Genomic DNA, 16,075 nt, shown 5'->3' with positions numbered 1-16,075 from the left:
TCTATTAATAAAAAATCAGTTTAATATTACTATGCAGTAATATTTTAGCTTGTTAAACCACATATAACCTGTCCAAACACTTTTCGCAAATCAGCATAGTGTATAACGTGTCTTACTAATTTAAAGAAAGGAGATTCATATATGGGCAAAAAAGTAACACTTTCAACCGGGGTCTTAAGGAGGGAACCTGCGACCGTGTCCGCAGTTATTAACCTTGTAAATTTGGATGATTGTGAACACGATGTTACAGTAGAAGTAGAACTGGTCTTCCTATTCAAACCCGGTAAAACTCCCTGTTCTTATAGGGAACAATGAACCAGTAAACTTTCCATATAGCCTGGCACCCGAAAACCTCGCTGTTATGTATGCAGATCTAACTGGCGTTTTATTTTATGAGATTGTAATCACCCATTCAAGCGAAGAGAACATAGTCACTAACTGTTTCGGCAGAAGTGCCGACTTAGCTGCACAAGAAGGAAATACAGTCCTTGATTCCCAATTGGTAAGATTAGACCCCGATTCTGACTAATCGTCACAGGGACGACCCGAAAATTCTTGTTTCACAAAAAAGTGGAGAAGACGCTGATATGTATGGGTTTTCTCCACTTTTTTGTATTGTTCCACACGTTTTTCGTGGGTGTCACCGGTATTTTTTTCTAAATTAGAATAAATAATGCGATGCGATTTTTACGAAGCTTTTCTCAATATTTAATAAAGCCCTCTCATCAAAATCAAACCGGGGATGATGGTGAGCGTAGTGCGTGGCCTCGTTTTCATTTCTAGCTCCCACTTTGAAATATGTACCTGGCTTCTCCTGCAAGAAATAAGCGAAATCCTCTGCTCCCATCGTAGGTTCCAAATTTAAGACTTCTTCAGTTGAGAACACCTCTTTCAGCAGCTCTCGAACTGTCTCTGTTTCTTTTTTATGATTATACAAAGCTGGATATCCGCGAAGATAATCCATTTCAAAGGTCGCTTGAAAACTGCTCGTGATTCCGGTCACGATCTGATTGATTTCTTTTTCCACTTGATCCCGAACGTTTCCGTCAAAAGTACGCACCGTTCCTTCAAGTATGGCTTTATCAGCAATAACATTAAATCCAGTCCCCGCCTGAAAGACACCGATTGTTACTACGGCAGCTTGTAATGGACTGACTCTTCGGCTGACAATCTTTTGCAAGGAATTAACAATCTCACTTCCGACCACAATTGAATCAATCGCTGCTTCAGGACGAGCACCATGTCCTCCTTTTCCCTGAACAATGATTTTAAATTTATCGACTGCTGCCATTTGATATCCTTCACCGACTCGAATTTTTCCAAGCGGCGTCTGCGAATCCAAATGGGCTCCAAATACATAATCAACACCGTTTAACACTCCATCTTCAACCATAAACTTTGCTCCGCCTGGAGGTGTTTCTTCAGCCGGCTGAAATATAAAGATAATTTTCCCTTTGATTTGATGGCGGCATGAACTTAAAGCTTTCGCCGTCCCTAACAAAGCTGCGGTATGTCCATCATGACCACACGCATGCATTACGCCAGGATTTTGTGATTTATAAGGTACTTCTTTTTCATCCTGGATAGGCAAAGCATCAAAATCTGCTCTTAACGCGATCGTCTTCCCTGGTTGGTCACCCTCCAAAATCCCAATCAGTCCATGACCGCCGATATTCGTTTTCACCTTTAACCCAAAACTAATCAATTTTTCCTCAATATACTTAGCGGTCTTCACTTCCTTAAAAGAAAGCTCCGGATGCTGATGCATAAACCGCCTCCAACTAACCACCTCATCAAAACCAGCCTCAAGTTCTTTATAGATTGCTTGCATAATAGCCCTCCTTTTGATGGTCACTGCGTCCACCCGAAAAATCTTGTTTCACAGAACACCGCGCATGTTACACGGGCCCCGAATTCCTACTCTATACATTTTTCTATAGAAGGAGCATTAATCCCTGCTTTTAATTCTCGTCACAGCGACCACCCGGATTGTGTCGACGTTTGTCGATAGACTAAAAAATCCAGTTCCCACAAATAGGAACTGGATTTTCGTTTATTTTTCACTTCGTATGGCGCTGATCTTTCCTATGTATCTACTGAGCAGAGGATCGTTTATCCAAGGTAACATTCAGCTCATTTAATGCTTCAAGAAACCCCTTCTTGTCTTTTAAACTATTAATAGGCACCTTAATAGCCGGCTCGCCTTTTTCTTTATGACTCTCTAACATATTTCGTTTTACTGGCGGCAGCGTTGCCAGATATTTTTCTTCATTATATAGTATTAACCCGATTAATCGCTGACCCTTGCTTGAATATTCCAAGCACCCTTCCACCTCTGTCCAAGGAACAAGGCCTACTCCATGGATCGTAATCCCTTTGTCCGACACGATCACATCTGGTTCCTTTGATACAGCCTTCTTAAGCAAAACTAAGGAAAAAACGGACAGAATAACCAACCCAGCCAAATAGGCGAATAAATTGACCATCGCAAACGTTTCAGCTCCCATTAACAGCCCGATTAGCTTTATTAAAAAAACCGTATCCAGCGCTAACAGCAAAATAGTAAAGAGAATCAATCCCTTTTTCGAGCGATAAAATACTTTCTCATACATGAACTTCACCTCATCATACTTGTCTATTACAATCCTAAAATAGAATAGATATATACAACAAGGTCATATTTTCCTTTTTTTGCAAAATAAAAAAGGACTCTTATAAAGAGCCCTTTCATCATTATGCTTTGTTAACGTTTGTAGCCTGAAGTCCACGTTGACCTTGTTCAGTGTCAAATGTAACTTTTTGGCCTTCATCTAAAGATTTAAATCCTTCGCCTTGGATAGCTGAGAAATGTACGAATACGTCTTCTCCACCTTGAACCTCGATGAAACCGAAACCTTTTTCTGCGTTAAACCATTTTACTGTACCTTGTTGCATGTTGTACTCTCCTTGTGTGAACCTTGTTCACGATTTATTACTATCGTTGCTCAAGTTAGATATCAAAGGCGAAAAGTTCAAAACTTATTCTTTCCTTACAGACCGAACAAAAATAACTTCTTAAGAATAACACCTAAATCCCAATAAAGCAAGCGGCCTTGTAAAACAATCGACGAGGATAACAGTATAAAGCGCCGTACAAAGGCTTTTACACCATAAAAAAATAAATATTTTCCAGCTATCTTGAACTGGTCTACTTACAATCCCCATCAGAATTTAGTTGTTCACCGTTTTCTCATGATTTGAAGAAAGACGTTGTTTAGAAGCTGCCATTTTTCGAAAAACAGGAATGATCCCAGTTACAAAAAACACGATCCCCACTATAAGAGACACCACCATCCAAAAGGTAATTCCACCTCCAATGGATTGATAGCCTCCACCATAATAGTTAACATCCGGACTGTTGATTGAGGACGTCATAATCGCTGCAGTAATATGTTTAACAGCATACAAAAAAGCAGCAATTGAGATAAAAAAACAACCGATTGCTGTTATTTCTTTTTTTACCATACCCTTCTCCTCCATTTAAATAAAAACCCATTTGTTTTATTTAATCAAAAAGAGCAAATAAAACCAATAGATCCACCATTTATTGGATACTTTTACCCACCATAAAAAATAAACCTATGAGAGATTTTACCTAAATAGATACAGGGATTTATTCAGACTCTGCCACATGTTTAACTCGTTCCAAAAATTTCACTACCACCCGATCGTTCGCAAACAATAAAAATAATTTCACATACCATTTTAACGGGGCGTTCGTAACAGTGTATCGGAAGTTCGTCTGATGATCATTGATTTTTCGCAGCTCGTAAAGCGCAGTAATCTCAAACATTTTCGCAAGCGTAAAACCTATTTTTAACCTTTTATGATCATCTTCATTTACATACTCTAACGTTTCAACTTCATATTCCTCTATCCTGCTGCCTTCTTTATATTTTTGACGATAAATACTTCCGACCCCTTCTTCCGTTATTTTAACTGGCGTATGCTCAACCACCTGCGGCATGATTTTCTGCATATTTTCGAACGACCCGTCCAAATACGACCAAACATGCTGGATCGGCGCATAAATATCAATATCCTTTGACCAAGATTTCATTGAAAAACTCCTTTTTCTAAAAAAACCTGAGTGCAATATAGAACTCAGGTTTACTATAATGAGAATGAATCTATTTTTTCAATTAGATCCCAGATTCATACCCCCGGTATATTCTTTTCCTGATAAAATCACTGACTTACTTGAACAAAATCACCAAAACTCTTTTCAAAGAGTATTTGTTCAAAATCACTAGGTTTTGACAATTCAATTCCTCTTTGACTGGCAACCGAAATAATGAAGCCAATTTCAACATACATATTTTTCGTTAATATTCCTTTTTCGATGTTTTTCATAATTTCATAATAAAAGGCAACTAATAAATCCGTAGGCAATTTCTCATAAAATTCCATTGCACAACACTCCTTTTTTTAAAAAACTTTCGAACTAGAATATCTTTACTTTCATTATAATAAAGCAAGTCCTATGCAAAGCAAATGTAACACAAACGAAACTAACACTTAACTTAAATGATATAAACTTTATTCTCGATTCATTAAAAATTAAAAGCACACCAAATGAGGTGCGCCCGTTTTAATCCTATTATTGAAGGACAAGATAATCCTTCAATTTATCTTTTGGCTGTCCGAAGATTTCCGCTTCCAGTCTTCGTCCTGTCGGTGTTGCCGCAAGTCCCCCTTCAGCCGTTTCACGCAATGAGGATGGCATCGATTGTCCAATCGCATACATCGCTCCGATGACCTCGTCACAAGGAATTCGGCTCGTGATGCCAGCAAGTGCCATATCGGCTGCCGTCATCGCATTAGATGCGCCCATTGCATTACGTTTTACACAAGGAACTTCCACAAGACCTGCTACAGGATCACAAACAAGACCAAGCATATTTTTCAACGTAATCGCCATTGCCTCGGCTGCCTGCTGTGGTGTCCCACCAGCCATTTCAACAATCGATGCTGCCGCCATTCCAGCTGCAGACCCGACTTCAGCCTGGCAGCCACCAGCAGCACCGGAAACCGTTGCGTTATTCGCTACCACAAACCCAAACGCAGCCGCTGTAAATAAGAATTCAATCATTTCCAGACGTGTCGGATTTAACTTTTCTTTCACAGCGAATAAGGTACCTGGTACCACTCCCGCTGATCCAGCTGTTGGGGTAGCACAGATTACTCCCATTGCCGCGTTCACTTCGTTTGTAGCTACCGCCTTGCTAACAGCATCCAATAACAAGTTTCCGGACAACGCTTTGCCGCTTTGAATATATTTCTGAAGCAGGACGGCATCGCCGCCTGTAAGGCCTGTTTGTGATTTTACTCCCTTAAGCCCGCGCTCTAACGCATTTTCCATTACCGTTAAGTTATTATCCATTTTAGAGATAATTTCTTCACGCGTTAGTCCTGTTACTTCTATTTCTTGACGTATCATAATTTCTGCAATTTTCACTTGCTGTTGCTCTGCCAACATAACAAGTTCCGCTACATTTCGAAACATTGCTTGTCCTCCTGATGTCCATAATTTCCTTTTTTAAAAAACGATTATTCAACCATTCTAATCACTCGGGATACGTATGAAAGGCCTCTTAACTCTTCAATCACGTCATCCTCGATTTTCTGATCAACTTCAATTACCATAATGGCCATTTCCCCTTTTTCCTTGCGGGCAACTTCCATATGACCGATATTGATTTCATATTTTGATAGAACAGCCGTAACACATGATATAATTCCAAACCGGTCTTGGTGCATCACGAGAATTGCCGGATCACCAGATAATTTCAGCTTAAACGAATTGATTTCTGTAATTTCAATCGTACCGCCCCCAATTGAAATTCCGACTACTTCCATCTCGTTTTTATCATCGTAAATATTTATTTTAACAGTATTAGGATGATCCGGAACCGCTTCTTCTGTTTGAAAAATAACTTCCATTCCCAATTCTTCAGCAATAGTTAATGAATTTGGGATACGTTCATCAAAAGTATCAAAGTCTAACAAACCAGCAACAATCGCTAAGTCTGTTCCATGTCCTTTATAGGTTTTCGCAAAAGACCCATAAAAAGAAATCACCACTTTTTTAGGCTGCCTTTCAAATAAAGTGCGTGCTACTCTTCCAATTCGGGCTGCACCAGCTGTATGTGAACTAGATGGTCCGATCATGACCGGACCAATGATGTCAAATGCCGAACGATATTTCATGCAAAACTCTCCTTTTATCTATCTATAACAAGAACAATTTAAGCCGCTGATTCTTCTTTTCCTTGCGCAGACAATTGATCTACTGTTTTGATTTTGTAATTTTTAAAGACTAGTGATCCTAAAAAGCCGCATACTAAGCCGACCGCTGCACAGGCAGCTGCAACAATCGTTACTTTCATAGGATCATTGAAACCGTACATAACCGCTAACCCCGCGATCGGTGTTGCTGTTCCGGTAGCATTATTGATTAAACCAGATAGAGCAATAATTACACCAGCACTTGCTCCGCCCACAAAGTTGGTTACATATACAGGAATTGGATTTGCTGAAATGATGTGCGCCTGTGTTAAAGGTTCAACAGCAACTGAAATCGTTGTTTTACGATCCCCAAACTTCATGCGGTCAAAAAGAACATAGTTCATAAATGACGATCCAAATACTGCTAGTGCACCAATCGCCATCGGAACTCCAGTCAGACCAAGCATAGCAGTTAACGCCATTGAGCTAAGCGGTGCAGTAGCAACTACAGTAATAACCCCGCCAAGAATAATTCCCATTAAGATTGGATTGCTGTTGGCTGTTTCTGTAATGATTCCGCCAATATTTAAAAGAGTAGCATCCACAACAGGCGTCATGTACTTTCCAATTAAACGAACGAGCGGCGCACATAATACGATAATAACGATAAGATCAAGTCCACCAGGAACTTTCTTCTCAATCCATTTAACTAGGAAAGCTACTAAATATCCAGCAATAAAACCTGGTAATAATCCCAGTCCAGCACAGCTAACTCCCAATAATAGAGCGTACACAGGAGATGCACCAACAGCAAGTGCTACTAGAGCTGCTGCTGCAACACCACCCATACCGCCTGCTGCCGAACCAACTTCACCAAGAAATTCTATACCGAGTAAATCTCCACCAACAAATAACTGAAATGCCTCAACTAGGAATGCAGCACACGCAGCTCCTGCAAGTGCGGCCATCGCCTTCATTCCCTTTGGCGCTTTATAACTAAAAAGACTAAAGCAAGCAAGAACTAATAGTAATAACGCGGTACCTTTTATAATTTCCATCGTAACTCTCCTTCAGAATTTATTATTTTAAAATAATATCAATAATACAAACTACTCCTCTAGATGGTACTTATTTTGGGTTCTAATTTTATTTAGGTAATTATAGATCGTAAACTTCGAAACACCGAGGGCACTAGCCAAATATTCAGTAGAGCCTTTAATCAAGAATGCCCCTTTTTCCTCAAGCAAACGAACACTTTCCACTTTTTCCTCAAGCGTCAGCTGTGTATACGCTTTCTTAAAGGTCGACAGTACTTGATCCACCATATCATGTATGACGTCTTGAACCGTTGAGTGGAAGTTCTCAGACTTCGCTTTCGTCACATCAAAAGCAAGGAACTCCTCTATATCACCTGCAAACTGCATCATTTGCGTTATATCATAATTGATACAAAGTGCTCCGATGACCTTTTCCTTCGAGTCTCTTAAAAACACAGTTGAAGATTTCATGACAGTTCCATTTCGCGCTTGAGTCTTATAATTTGGAATATCCTTGATTTCATCAGGTTTTTTGGTGAGCTCAGTTAGAACGAGATCGGTAATAGGTCCTCCCACTTCACGTCCAGTTACATTTCCAACAATGTAAATCAATGATTCTTTTAAGTTCTTAAAATCATGGACAGCAACCTCACAGCGGTTTCCAAACATTTTCACTAGCATATCAGCAGTACGTTTTGCTAAATTAAATATTTGGTCATTACTTCCCACATCCATAACTTGTACCACCCCTTCTGAAATCGATTACAAAAAACTTATTTTTCATTCATAAAACTATTTTAAAATATCTTTTTTGACGTAGCCTATCATAACATGAATCAATCGAATTTCAAATAAAATTTTAATAGTTACAAAAAAATTTTAATAATAAAATATTGGAATAAAAAAAACCTTCTCATCCCCCCTTTCCAAAGGTATAATAAAAAGGTTTTACATATAAAAGAAGGCATTTTCAGAAGAACAAATGCCTTCCTTAAGCTGCTAAGCAGCCTTCCTATCAATAAATTTATTGCAAGTTGATTTACACACAGAAATCTTTTGTAACTTCGCCCAAAAAAATGCTACAATATAATAGATTATATTTTTGGAAAATTCATATTTTTCAATAACAAAGGGGTGTCGTATATGTACGATGAAAAAACGCAAAAAACACTAGATATGATTAAAGAATATTACGGTGGAGTTCCTGACACCTATTACGCAATGGCGGATGCTGGAGTCGTTTCTCGTGTATGGTATTTGTCTGCACCTACCTTTTTCACTGGCCAAGCATCTGACGAGGACAAAAGAATTTGTGCAGCTGTGGTAGGTCACACAATCGGATCAGATCGTCTCGTGGAAGCACATTATATGATTTTGAAGCGAATGGGCTGGTCAAGGGATGACCTTAAAGAGCTGTTAAATGAACAATACCCAGCCCGGATGAACGACCAACAAATTCTCTATGCGAAACTAGCTAAATCTCTAGCCATCAATCCCCTTCAAGTTGATCGTGACATCATCAATGACATTGAGGACATTGCTTCAAAAAATCAGCTGGCAGAAATCGTCTCTCTTGTCGCATTTGTTCGCTATACTAGCACATTTATTGGGGTTTATGGACAAAGCGAAAATGAAGAATGGGTCAAGCATTTAAAAATTCAAGACTAGCCTGCTATTCACGTTTTATAGATTATTACCAGCATCTCCCACGTCAACCTGTCTGAATTCCCATGTTTTCAGACAGGTTCAACTTTGTTACCGGTTAGGCAGACCGGCCCCGTACCACAAACGCCCTTTTATTTAAGAAGCCTAATCCTCTTTTTTATTCAAAGCTTTCCTATGCTTGAGAAGTAACCGGGTGTTTACTATGCATCGGAAAACTAAGGTCACCATTCGCCCTTACAAATAATACTTCATCCCCATTTAATAGATGCGACTTAATCTGAATTTCTTCATAGTCAGGTGTAAAATGAAACACAACTTTCTTAGTCTGGCAATCAATAATTTTTGTCAGGATTCGTTTTATTGCTACTTCTTTCTTTGAAATGATATCAAAGAGATCCAATCTCTCCTCTTCTCTTTTAAAAATAACTACCGCTTCCTCATCTTCCAGATAATAAACATCATCACAAAAAGGACCCATACAATGAAACATTAATATCCCTTGTGCACTTACCGTTCCAAAACGCTGTGATACAGGAATCCTTTCCGTGGCAAATTGATAGATGAAATTCAAATCTTCAAGACTAGTACCATCGAGTTTACGTATACTTGGGAAACCCGCAGCTGCCGATGAAGCGTCCATGGTAAATTGATATTCATCCACAGAAATAAACCCAAACTTTGGATAAAAATCCAGAACCGATCTGTTAGCAAATAGGTACATAAATTCGTATTCCCTGTATTCCTCTAACACCTTATTCATCAATTTAGCAGCTAAACCTTGATTTCGATAATCAGGATGAGTCATTACCGTCCCAATTTGAATTGCCCTGTATTTTACACCATCCATAACCAAATCCAGCTCATTCACTGATACATTTGCGACAACTTTAGAACCCTCGATATAAGAAAAAGGGATATAGCGGTTATTCCAAAACCCCTTTTGGTACCAATCCTCAAACTCTATACCGAATACCTTTAAAGCCAGTTCATTAAAACTATTCCTAAAACCGTCGTTATGCTTATAATCTTTAATAAACATTAATTGATTCATCTCTTGAACTCCCCTTTTTAAGAGAGTCTTCATTATACAAGACTCTCCATCTTCCTCACTTAAGCTCCAATTCCCTTTTTTCTTTCAGCAGTCTTTGAAACTCCTTTTCCAATTCTTCGCTAGGTTCAACACTCAAGCGGCTTAGTACTTCTGATATTTTCGTTTCAAGGACAAGTTTTTTATCCTCCCTATCATCACGATAACTTTTCTGTTCATCTTTTTGTTGATACTGCTCATATGTTCCTTCAAACACCTTAATCATTTGATCATGGAACACCAACATGCGCGTCGCAACATTTTCAATCAGCCTTCGGTCATGCGTTACAAAAATCACCGTGCCTTCATATTCTCTTAGCAGCGATTCCAGTCCATTAACACCTTCTATATCAAGGTAATTTGTCGGTTCATCCAAAATTAACGTGTTAATATCACTTAAAAAGATTTTTGCAAACGCAACTTTCACTCGCTCACCGCCACTTAATACCCCGACACTCTTATGGACATCTTCCCTAAAGAAGTGCAGTCTTGCCAGCACAGTTCGAATGAAGCTTTCATCCTGCTTTGAACATGATTGAACATTTTCTAAAATGGACTTCTCAACATCAAGAATGTTTAAATTTTGACTAAAATACCCCATTTTCATCGCGGGAGAAATGGAAACCCCATCCTCTCGATGGATGATCTTTTTTATCAGAGTGGTCTTTCCGCAGCCGTTAGAACCAATTACAGCTAACTTATCGCCGCCGCGAACTTGAAAACTAGTATTGTTCCACAAAATACGTTTGCCAACTTTCCCTTTCAGGTCCTCTACACGAAGAATGATTCGCCCATTAAAATGATCTGCATTTGGCAGGTTCATTTTTAGAGGAGCTGTCTCCTTCACTTTCTCAACTTTTTCTAGTTTTTCTAATCTTGTCTCCAGCGCTTTTGCTGTTTTTTGCAGCTTTTTTTGTTTTTTCGCAAAATATGGTTTCGCTTTTTTCGCCTCTATATTGCTTACTTTTTTAGGGGCTTTAGTGGCTTTCTCCGCTTTTTTCTCTTTTAATTTCAAGGCCTCTTCTAACTGCTTTTTCTTTATTTCATATTTTTCATATGCGGCCTTTCTTCCCTGAAGCTCTAATTCTTTTTGCTCCGCATAATCGCTATAATTTCCTTTATATTCTTTCAGATGACCTTCATCGACTTCCCAAATTGATGTGCAAACAGAGTCAAGAAACGCCCGATCATGAGAAACCACCACATAAGCTCCACTCCAGTGCTCGAGTTTCTTTTCCAGCCATTCAATATGCTCTGTATCAAGATTGGTCGTTGGTTCATCAGCAAGCAATACTGCTGGGTCCTTTACAAGTGCCTCATTAATATACTCTTGGGTTACTTCACCGCCGCTTTTCGACGTATCTGTTCTTTTAAGTTGAGGCAGCAGTTCACAATGTGCATGGACTTTTACAGCCCCATTTTCCGGAGGAAGATGCCCTGCCAGCACATTCAACAAAGTTGTTTTTCCACTGCCATTACGCCCTACCAGCCCGATCCGATCGTGCTTATGAATTTGTAATCTCTCTACATTTAACAACAATCGATCCTTTACATAGTGCTTTATGTGTAATGCTTCAATTAATAGCATCCTATCATCCCCTGATTTCCATTTTTCGGGAACAAAAAATGCCCCCTATCCACATTCCAGAATAGGAGGCATACATATAGATGACACAACAAAGAGACTTCGCCCTTTAGGTTCAACTATAGAAGTCCAGCCCTATCCTGAAAACGCTAATTGAAGGCAGCAAAAATAAGCAGAAAACTCCTGCTAGAAAATACCTTTCAATTAGTTGTTCTCGTAAAATAGGATTAGTACTTCATTAAGTTGGGTCACCCTTCCGTTCATTTATTTATAGTAACTTTAAATGAATTGATAAAAATTGTCAATCCTCAAAAACATCCCAAAGATCAGTTTATTGCACTAAATTTTCAATTCGTTGGATGAGGCCAGTCATTTCATTAATGGTTGTAAATAATTGTGAACTCTCCAATTGATCTAACGCTAGGTGACCATTTACCAACACTTGATTAATTTCTGCGAGCAGCACTTCATTTTTCGCCACCAATTCTCGATGAATCTCTTCTGCGACCGCAGGTATTTCAGTTAAAGCAATGAATTCTTCAATATCTGTTTTTAAATTCGACATTATTGATGTTACCCTTTACTTAATTGAATAATACAGGGTATTCCCAGGAACAATATGCATTGTACAATTGATACTAGGAGGCCGAAAACTATGAGAGACAATAAAGATCAGCAAAACAATAACATGAGTATGGAGGAACAAGCATTGCAAAATTCCAACGATCCTCAAGCAAAGGAAAACGTACCCGCACAAAAAGACGGATTCCGCTACGATTACAACGACAATGCAGATCTATAACGAGACCGCACTATGCGGTTTTTTATTATCCTAAATACAATTCATATTGATAAAACTGAGAGTCCCGCACATACCCATTCTTTTCATACAGTCTCTGTGCTGAATCATTATCTGGTGCCGTACTCAAACTGATGCTTTTAGCACCTGTTTCAACTGCATAGTCTTTCGCTTTTTGCAAAAGCATCTCCCCAACGCCCTGTTTTCTTGCTTCAGCTTCTACATACAAGTCATTTAAAATCCAGGCTCTTCTCATCGAAATGGACGAAAAAGTTGGATAAAGTTGAGTAAAACCTGCATACTTTTTATTATCTCTTACGACAAAAATAACAGAATCATTATTTTCCAAACGTTCCTTTATATACTCCCTTGCACCTTCTAGATCTGACTCTTGCTGATAAAACTCACGGTACAAATTAAATAGTCTTGACACTCCTTCTAGATCTTTCACACTAGCTTGATAGATTTCCATTTAACAACTCTCCCTTCGAGGTCTCCTTTTTTTTTCGTAAAACCCGCTTCATCTCGAGAAAGATGAAACGAATTTGTAGTAATTTCCATTATTACACACAGACTATTTAACATCAATTCTTCTGAAATAATAAAAAAAGACTAAGCTCTAAATACAGAGCCAAGTCTATTTATGTTTGTTCAATTGTATATATAGAAAGATTAGTTCACTCTTTTTCTTCTCATCCACTGTGTCGCAGCCCATTTATCACCAATGATAACAGGTGCTCCGCCATGTAATGTTAAGTCATTTAAAGTTTGATCATTATAAAAATATTCGAAATAGACAGCCATTCCTTTTTGAGGAGAGACTGAAAAATTTAGTTTTGGAAAATAAGTTTCGCCGCCTTGCTCTACGTCGTTTAAATACATGACAAGCGTGCTAATTCTTGGATTAGCATTTGCCGACGAAAAGAAGTCAAAGTGAGCTTTGAACTCTTGACCTACTTTATAATTAAGAACTTGAAGACCTTCACCATGTTCAACGGGAATACCCATAATTTGAGAGACTCTTTTCTCTACTCTCGCAACTACTTCATTTTCGCCTTCTTGAAAAAACATGCTGCTGCTTGATCTCTGTTCATCTACTTCTAGTGCATTTGCAATCTTTGAACGCTGTAGTCTATCCTCTGAGAACCTAATTAGCTCATCACATTCTTCATTGCTTAAGACATTTCCTAAAATAACGATTAGCGGTTCTTCTAATCTAGCAATAATGTTAATTTCACGATCATCTGTAATGATTTTATTACCAATGTGATTAAAAATGGTTTGTTCTTTTAAAGCTAATTCTTTAGCATCCATTATCAACTTTCATCAACCTCTTATTTATTTAATTTTCAGAATAATTAGATTGTTTTAACTAGAGCCAGCATTCATTAATTGATAGAGCGAACAGAAGAGTCCACCATCAGCACGTCAAAGTAAACGTAACTTCATTTTTTAATATACACTGCTGAATATGTTTTTGACTACATATTTATTTTTATATTTTCATATTTTTTTATGCCAAACTGTAATTACTAGTGGTATAATTATATATTTTTATCAATCACACACAATCTCAAACTAGCCCAATCCAATATGCAAAAAAAAGCTTACCAGGCTAGGTAAGCTTTTTTTATAAATATCAAGAATACAATCTAGAAGGTCCTCAAGATGATAACTTCAAGCCCACAACGGCCGATAGAATCATCCCGATAAATACAAGTCGTTTCCAATCTTTCGGCTCACCATAAAACAGCATACCGACGATTGCCCCGCCTATCGTTCCGATCCCTGTCCAGACCGCATAAGACAGCCCCATCGGAAGTGTTTCCATCGCTAAAGACAGAAAACTGAAACTTAAAATAAAACCGATGAATAAGATTAAATATGACCGGATATTATTATATTTTAGGACCTTATTTAACCCTGTTACTCCCACTACTTCAAAAGCTCCAGCTACAATCAGGAAAATCCATCCCATTAGGAAACACCTTCTTTCTCATCCGGCTCTGCCGTGACAAGTTTTAATCCGATAACACCAGCTAATAATATAAGAATGAAAAACATTTTCGTATATTCAAATGGTTCTCCAAAAAAGATGATCTCAAATAATACCGTCCCCGCTGTTCCGATCCCTGTAAAAACAGCATAAGCAGTTCCTACCGGCACCTTTTTTGTAGCTTCAATCAACACAATAAACGATAAAAGGATAAGAACAATTGTCCCCGTCCATGTTAAAAAGCTGTCCGAGTACTTCAATCCCATCGCCCACAAGATCTCAATGATCCCAGCGATAATGACAAGAGCCCAATTTCGATTCATCGTATTTCCCCCTATCTAGCAGTCAATCCTTTGATAAACCTCTCCAATATAATTGCCAAGACGCATCCAATCTTTTCTTTAAGCGTTGTGATCCGCCATAAAGCATCTCCACAAATATTCCATCTAATACACCCAGGAAAGCCACTGTAGCTGCATCCGCACTAACGCTAGAACTGACTTTTCCTTCCGTTACTGCTTTTTGTATTATCGGTAATAGCAGTTCTTCCACTTTATCCAAATACTCATAGACATATTTCATGACTACATCATAAAGATGGGCCGGCGGAAAAAATGAAGTTCTAAGCCAAAATTTAGTAAAGTCATTTTCCTCATAACGTTCGGAATATTGCACTAGAAAATTTAATAAAAATTTATCTATCTGTTGTGGATTATGATGATCTATAAATTGTTCAACCATTCTCAATTCATTTGAAAATACTTCCCTGCAAACCTGAAGAAATAACTCATCTTTCCCCTTAAAATGAGTGTATATAGACTGTTTTTTAATCCCCACATCGTCTGCAATCTGTGCCATCGATGTCCCTTCATAACCATTTTCAGCAAAGTGAATTAAGGCCACTTCCTTAATTTGATTAAATGTCATAGAATCCCTCTTCCTTCCGAACGGTCGTCAGTATAATTTAACAACTCCAACCTTACTTGTCAATCCTTTTTTCCTCTACATAAAAAGAAGACCACCTTGTTCTTACAAGACAAAGCCGGTCTTATAGTGCTCCTTTTTTCACAATTAGAAGAATCAACGAAAAACAATACTTGTGGGAACATCAAAGGTTGTCCACAGAAACATAATAAAAATGGCAGAAAGGAGCCATGCCCATACAGGATTCCGAAAGTGAACTCGTAAAATAAAAAACATAGCGATATTAAAAAGCATCGACCACCAATAGCTCCAGCCATTAAAATATTCAATCAAACCGATTTTTACATCAACCATTTCATTTACTGCATAAATCATCACCCAAAAAAGGATATACAAACACTGTTTCTTCATATCTTCTTTTGGAAATTTTGACAAATAGATTAACACCGTCGCTGGATATTTAATTAATATAATCGACAGCGAAATATGTGTATTGGTAATTCCTACATTCCCATCTACTTCAGCAGGATTATATTTCCACATTGGATAAGTATCTGACAACAAATACAAATACAAGAAATCTCCTAAGATAAAAAAAAGGATGGTTGGATAATATTTTTTCCAATTTTTCCAATCCCCCCATATCCATAACGCCGCTAACCAAATTAAACCGTAAATTGTATTGACCATAATGATAACGAACTCCCAATTAAAT

General features: G+C 38.2%; 21 protein-coding genes and 1 pseudogene. 3 read left to right on the top strand and 19 right to left on the bottom strand.

Annotated elements, in window-relative coordinates; all coding sequences use genetic code 11:
- Nucleotides 1-141 precede the first annotated feature (141 nt).
- Nucleotides 142-529: pseudogene (locus tag CZ487_RS27110) on the top strand (hypothetical protein).
- A 132-nt stretch (nucleotides 530-661) separates the two neighbouring features.
- Here CZ487_RS27110 and CZ487_RS09695 read toward each other — a convergent pair.
- The 10 genes from CZ487_RS09695 to CZ487_RS09650 form a co-directional block, all read right to left on the bottom strand.
- Nucleotides 662-1,831, bottom strand: coding sequence for a M20 metallopeptidase family protein (locus CZ487_RS09695; protein WP_154676022.1), 1,170 nt, complete (start codon nucleotides 1,829-1,831; stop codon nucleotides 662-664).
- Nucleotides 1,832-2,093: 262 nt separating this feature from the next.
- Entirely contained in the window at nucleotides 2,094-2,612 is a 519-nt protein-coding gene (locus tag CZ487_RS09690; protein WP_077212001.1) for an STM3941 family protein, read from the bottom strand.
- Nucleotides 2,613-2,733: 121 nt separating this feature from the next.
- Nucleotides 2,734-2,934: a cold-shock protein gene (locus CZ487_RS09685; protein ID WP_077212000.1), complete on the bottom strand. Its 201-nt coding sequence runs from the start codon at nucleotides 2,932-2,934 to the stop codon at nucleotides 2,734-2,736.
- A gap of 276 nt (nucleotides 2,935-3,210) precedes the next feature.
- A complete protein-coding gene (locus CZ487_RS09680; protein ID WP_077211999.1) occupies nucleotides 3,211-3,504 on the bottom strand; it encodes a hypothetical protein in 294 nt (97 codons plus the stop codon).
- A gap of 148 nt (nucleotides 3,505-3,652) precedes the next feature.
- The gene (locus CZ487_RS09675) at nucleotides 3,653-4,099 is read right to left on the bottom strand and encodes an SRPBCC family protein (RefSeq protein WP_077211998.1); all 447 of its coding nucleotides are present in this window, start codon (nucleotides 4,097-4,099) and stop codon (nucleotides 3,653-3,655) included.
- Between the two features lie 128 nt (nucleotides 4,100-4,227).
- Nucleotides 4,228-4,449, bottom strand: a complete 222-nt coding sequence (locus tag CZ487_RS27105) for a hypothetical protein (protein WP_077211997.1) — start codon at nucleotides 4,447-4,449, stop codon at nucleotides 4,228-4,230.
- A gap of 190 nt (nucleotides 4,450-4,639) precedes the next feature.
- Nucleotides 4,640-5,545: an L-serine ammonia-lyase, iron-sulfur-dependent, subunit alpha gene (sdaAA, locus tag CZ487_RS09665; RefSeq protein WP_077211996.1), complete on the bottom strand. Its 906-nt coding sequence runs from the start codon at nucleotides 5,543-5,545 to the stop codon at nucleotides 4,640-4,642.
- Nucleotides 5,546-5,589: 44 nt separating this feature from the next.
- Nucleotides 5,590-6,249: an L-serine ammonia-lyase, iron-sulfur-dependent subunit beta gene (gene sdaAB / locus CZ487_RS09660; protein ID WP_077211995.1), complete on the bottom strand. Its 660-nt coding sequence runs from the start codon at nucleotides 6,247-6,249 to the stop codon at nucleotides 5,590-5,592.
- A 38-nt stretch (nucleotides 6,250-6,287) separates the two neighbouring features.
- The gene (locus tag CZ487_RS09655) at nucleotides 6,288-7,325 is read right to left on the bottom strand and encodes a PTS sugar transporter subunit IIC (RefSeq protein WP_077211994.1); all 1,038 of its coding nucleotides are present in this window, start codon (nucleotides 7,323-7,325) and stop codon (nucleotides 6,288-6,290) included.
- Between the two features lie 51 nt (nucleotides 7,326-7,376).
- Entirely contained in the window at nucleotides 7,377-8,039 is a 663-nt protein-coding gene (locus tag CZ487_RS09650) for a helix-turn-helix transcriptional regulator (protein ID WP_077211993.1), read from the bottom strand.
- A 408-nt stretch (nucleotides 8,040-8,447) separates the two neighbouring features.
- Here CZ487_RS09650 and CZ487_RS09645 point away from each other — a divergent pair, with 408 nt between their 5' ends.
- Nucleotides 8,448-8,972 carry a carboxymuconolactone decarboxylase family protein gene (locus CZ487_RS09645; RefSeq protein ID WP_077211992.1) on the top strand — a complete coding sequence of 175 codons (525 nt, stop codon included), beginning with the start codon at nucleotides 8,448-8,450 and terminating at the stop codon, nucleotides 8,970-8,972.
- Between the two features lie 169 nt (nucleotides 8,973-9,141).
- Here the strand turns inward: CZ487_RS09645 and CZ487_RS09640 are convergent, their stop codons facing one another.
- From CZ487_RS09640 to CZ487_RS09630, 3 genes are all read right to left on the bottom strand, one after another.
- Nucleotides 9,142-10,020, bottom strand: coding sequence for a GNAT family N-acetyltransferase (locus tag CZ487_RS09640; protein ID WP_077215253.1), 879 nt, complete (start codon nucleotides 10,018-10,020; stop codon nucleotides 9,142-9,144).
- A gap of 55 nt (nucleotides 10,021-10,075) precedes the next feature.
- A complete protein-coding gene (locus CZ487_RS09635) occupies nucleotides 10,076-11,644 on the bottom strand; it encodes a Vga family ABC-F type ribosomal protection protein (protein ID WP_077211991.1) in 1,569 nt (522 codons plus the stop codon).
- Nucleotides 11,645-11,972: 328 nt separating this feature from the next.
- Nucleotides 11,973-12,206 carry a DUF6376 family protein gene (locus CZ487_RS09630; RefSeq protein ID WP_077211990.1) on the bottom strand — a complete coding sequence of 78 codons (234 nt, stop codon included), beginning with the start codon at nucleotides 12,204-12,206 and terminating at the stop codon, nucleotides 11,973-11,975.
- 90 nt (nucleotides 12,207-12,296) lie between these two features.
- On the opposite strand from CZ487_RS09630, the gene CZ487_RS26575 reads away from it, so the two are divergent.
- Nucleotides 12,297-12,443 carry a hypothetical protein gene (locus CZ487_RS26575; RefSeq protein WP_154676021.1) on the top strand — a complete coding sequence of 49 codons (147 nt, stop codon included), beginning with the start codon at nucleotides 12,297-12,299 and terminating at the stop codon, nucleotides 12,441-12,443.
- Nucleotides 12,444-12,468: 25 nt separating this feature from the next.
- Here CZ487_RS26575 and CZ487_RS09625 read toward each other — a convergent pair whose 3' ends face one another.
- The 6 genes from CZ487_RS09625 to CZ487_RS09600 all read right to left on the bottom strand — a co-directional run bounded on the left by CZ487_RS09625 (nucleotide 12,469) and on the right by CZ487_RS09600 (nucleotide 16,050).
- Complete coding sequence (locus CZ487_RS09625) at nucleotides 12,469-12,912, bottom strand: GNAT family N-acetyltransferase (RefSeq protein WP_077211989.1); 444 nt, start codon at nucleotides 12,910-12,912, stop codon at nucleotides 12,469-12,471.
- A gap of 200 nt (nucleotides 12,913-13,112) precedes the next feature.
- Nucleotides 13,113-13,754 (bottom strand): 2OG-Fe(II) oxygenase, encoded by a 642-nt coding sequence (locus tag CZ487_RS09620; protein ID WP_139339623.1) that lies wholly within the window; start codon nucleotides 13,752-13,754, stop codon nucleotides 13,113-13,115.
- A 349-nt stretch (nucleotides 13,755-14,103) separates the two neighbouring features.
- Entirely contained in the window at nucleotides 14,104-14,418 is a 315-nt protein-coding gene (locus CZ487_RS09615) for a DMT family transporter (RefSeq protein WP_077211987.1), read from the bottom strand.
- The gene (locus CZ487_RS09610) at nucleotides 14,418-14,759 is read right to left on the bottom strand and encodes a DMT family transporter (RefSeq protein ID WP_077211986.1); all 342 of its coding nucleotides are present in this window, start codon (nucleotides 14,757-14,759) and stop codon (nucleotides 14,418-14,420) included. Before CZ487_RS09610 ends, CZ487_RS09615 begins: the two co-directional genes overlap by 1 nt.
- Nucleotides 14,760-14,781: 22 nt before the next feature.
- Nucleotides 14,782-15,363, bottom strand: a complete 582-nt coding sequence (locus tag CZ487_RS09605) for a TetR/AcrR family transcriptional regulator (protein ID WP_077211985.1) — start codon at nucleotides 15,361-15,363, stop codon at nucleotides 14,782-14,784.
- Nucleotides 15,364-15,516: 153 nt separating this feature from the next.
- Nucleotides 15,517-16,050: a CBO0543 family protein gene (locus CZ487_RS09600; RefSeq protein ID WP_077211984.1), complete on the bottom strand. Its 534-nt coding sequence runs from the start codon at nucleotides 16,048-16,050 to the stop codon at nucleotides 15,517-15,519.
- Nucleotides 16,051-16,075 lie beyond the last annotated feature (25 nt).

Source organism: Robertmurraya dakarensis, from assembly GCF_900156875.1.
GTDB classification, from domain to species: Bacteria; Bacillota; Bacilli; order Bacillales; family Cytobacillaceae; genus Robertmurraya; species Robertmurraya dakarensis.
This window is presented reverse-complemented; position numbering and strand designations above follow the sequence as displayed.

Excerpts from the sequence above, each read along its gene's own strand:
- CZ487_RS09695 (WP_154676022.1), bottom strand. The coding sequence starts at position 1,831 with ATGCAAGCAATCTATAAAGAACTTGAGGCTGGTTTTGATGAGGTGGTT.
- CZ487_RS09690 (WP_077212001.1), bottom strand. The coding sequence starts at position 2,612 with ATGTATGAGAAAGTATTTTATCGCTCGAAAAAGGGATTGATTCTCTTT.
- CZ487_RS09685 (WP_077212000.1), bottom strand. The coding sequence starts at position 2,934 with ATGCAACAAGGTACAGTAAAATGGTTTAACGCAGAAAAAGGTTTCGGT.
- CZ487_RS09680 (WP_077211999.1), bottom strand. The coding sequence starts at position 3,504 with ATGGTAAAAAAAGAAATAACAGCAATCGGTTGTTTTTTTATCTCAATT.
- CZ487_RS09675 (WP_077211998.1), bottom strand. The coding sequence starts at position 4,099 with ATGAAATCTTGGTCAAAGGATATTGATATTTATGCGCCGATCCAGCAT.
- CZ487_RS27105 (WP_077211997.1), bottom strand. The coding sequence starts at position 4,449 with ATGGAATTTTATGAGAAATTGCCTACGGATTTATTAGTTGCCTTTTAT.
- sdaAA (WP_077211996.1), bottom strand. The coding sequence starts at position 5,545 with ATGTTTCGAAATGTAGCGGAACTTGTTATGTTGGCAGAGCAACAGCAA.
- sdaAB (WP_077211995.1), bottom strand. The coding sequence starts at position 6,249 with ATGAAATATCGTTCGGCATTTGACATCATTGGTCCGGTCATGATCGGA.
- CZ487_RS09655 (WP_077211994.1), bottom strand. The coding sequence starts at position 7,325 with ATGGAAATTATAAAAGGTACCGCGTTATTACTATTAGTTCTTGCTTGC.
- CZ487_RS09650 (WP_077211993.1), bottom strand. The coding sequence starts at position 8,039 with ATGGATGTGGGAAGTAATGACCAAATATTTAATTTAGCAAAACGTACT.
- CZ487_RS09645 (WP_077211992.1), top strand. The coding sequence starts at position 8,448 with ATGTACGATGAAAAAACGCAAAAAACACTAGATATGATTAAAGAATAT.
- CZ487_RS09640 (WP_077215253.1), bottom strand. The coding sequence starts at position 10,020 with ATGAATCAATTAATGTTTATTAAAGATTATAAGCATAACGACGGTTTT.
- CZ487_RS09635 (WP_077211991.1), bottom strand. The coding sequence starts at position 11,644 with ATGCTATTAATTGAAGCATTACACATAAAGCACTATGTAAAGGATCGA.
- CZ487_RS09630 (WP_077211990.1), bottom strand. The coding sequence starts at position 12,206 with ATGTCGAATTTAAAAACAGATATTGAAGAATTCATTGCTTTAACTGAA.
- CZ487_RS26575 (WP_154676021.1), top strand. The coding sequence starts at position 12,297 with ATGAGAGACAATAAAGATCAGCAAAACAATAACATGAGTATGGAGGAA.
- CZ487_RS09625 (WP_077211989.1), bottom strand. The coding sequence starts at position 12,912 with ATGGAAATCTATCAAGCTAGTGTGAAAGATCTAGAAGGAGTGTCAAGA.
- CZ487_RS09620 (WP_139339623.1), bottom strand. The coding sequence starts at position 13,754 with ATGGATGCTAAAGAATTAGCTTTAAAAGAACAAACCATTTTTAATCAC.
- CZ487_RS09615 (WP_077211987.1), bottom strand. The coding sequence starts at position 14,418 with ATGGGATGGATTTTCCTGATTGTAGCTGGAGCTTTTGAAGTAGTGGGA.
- CZ487_RS09610 (WP_077211986.1), bottom strand. The coding sequence starts at position 14,759 with ATGAATCGAAATTGGGCTCTTGTCATTATCGCTGGGATCATTGAGATC.
- CZ487_RS09605 (WP_077211985.1), bottom strand. The coding sequence starts at position 15,363 with ATGACATTTAATCAAATTAAGGAAGTGGCCTTAATTCACTTTGCTGAA.
- CZ487_RS09600 (WP_077211984.1), bottom strand. The coding sequence starts at position 16,050 with ATGGTCAATACAATTTACGGTTTAATTTGGTTAGCGGCGTTATGGATA.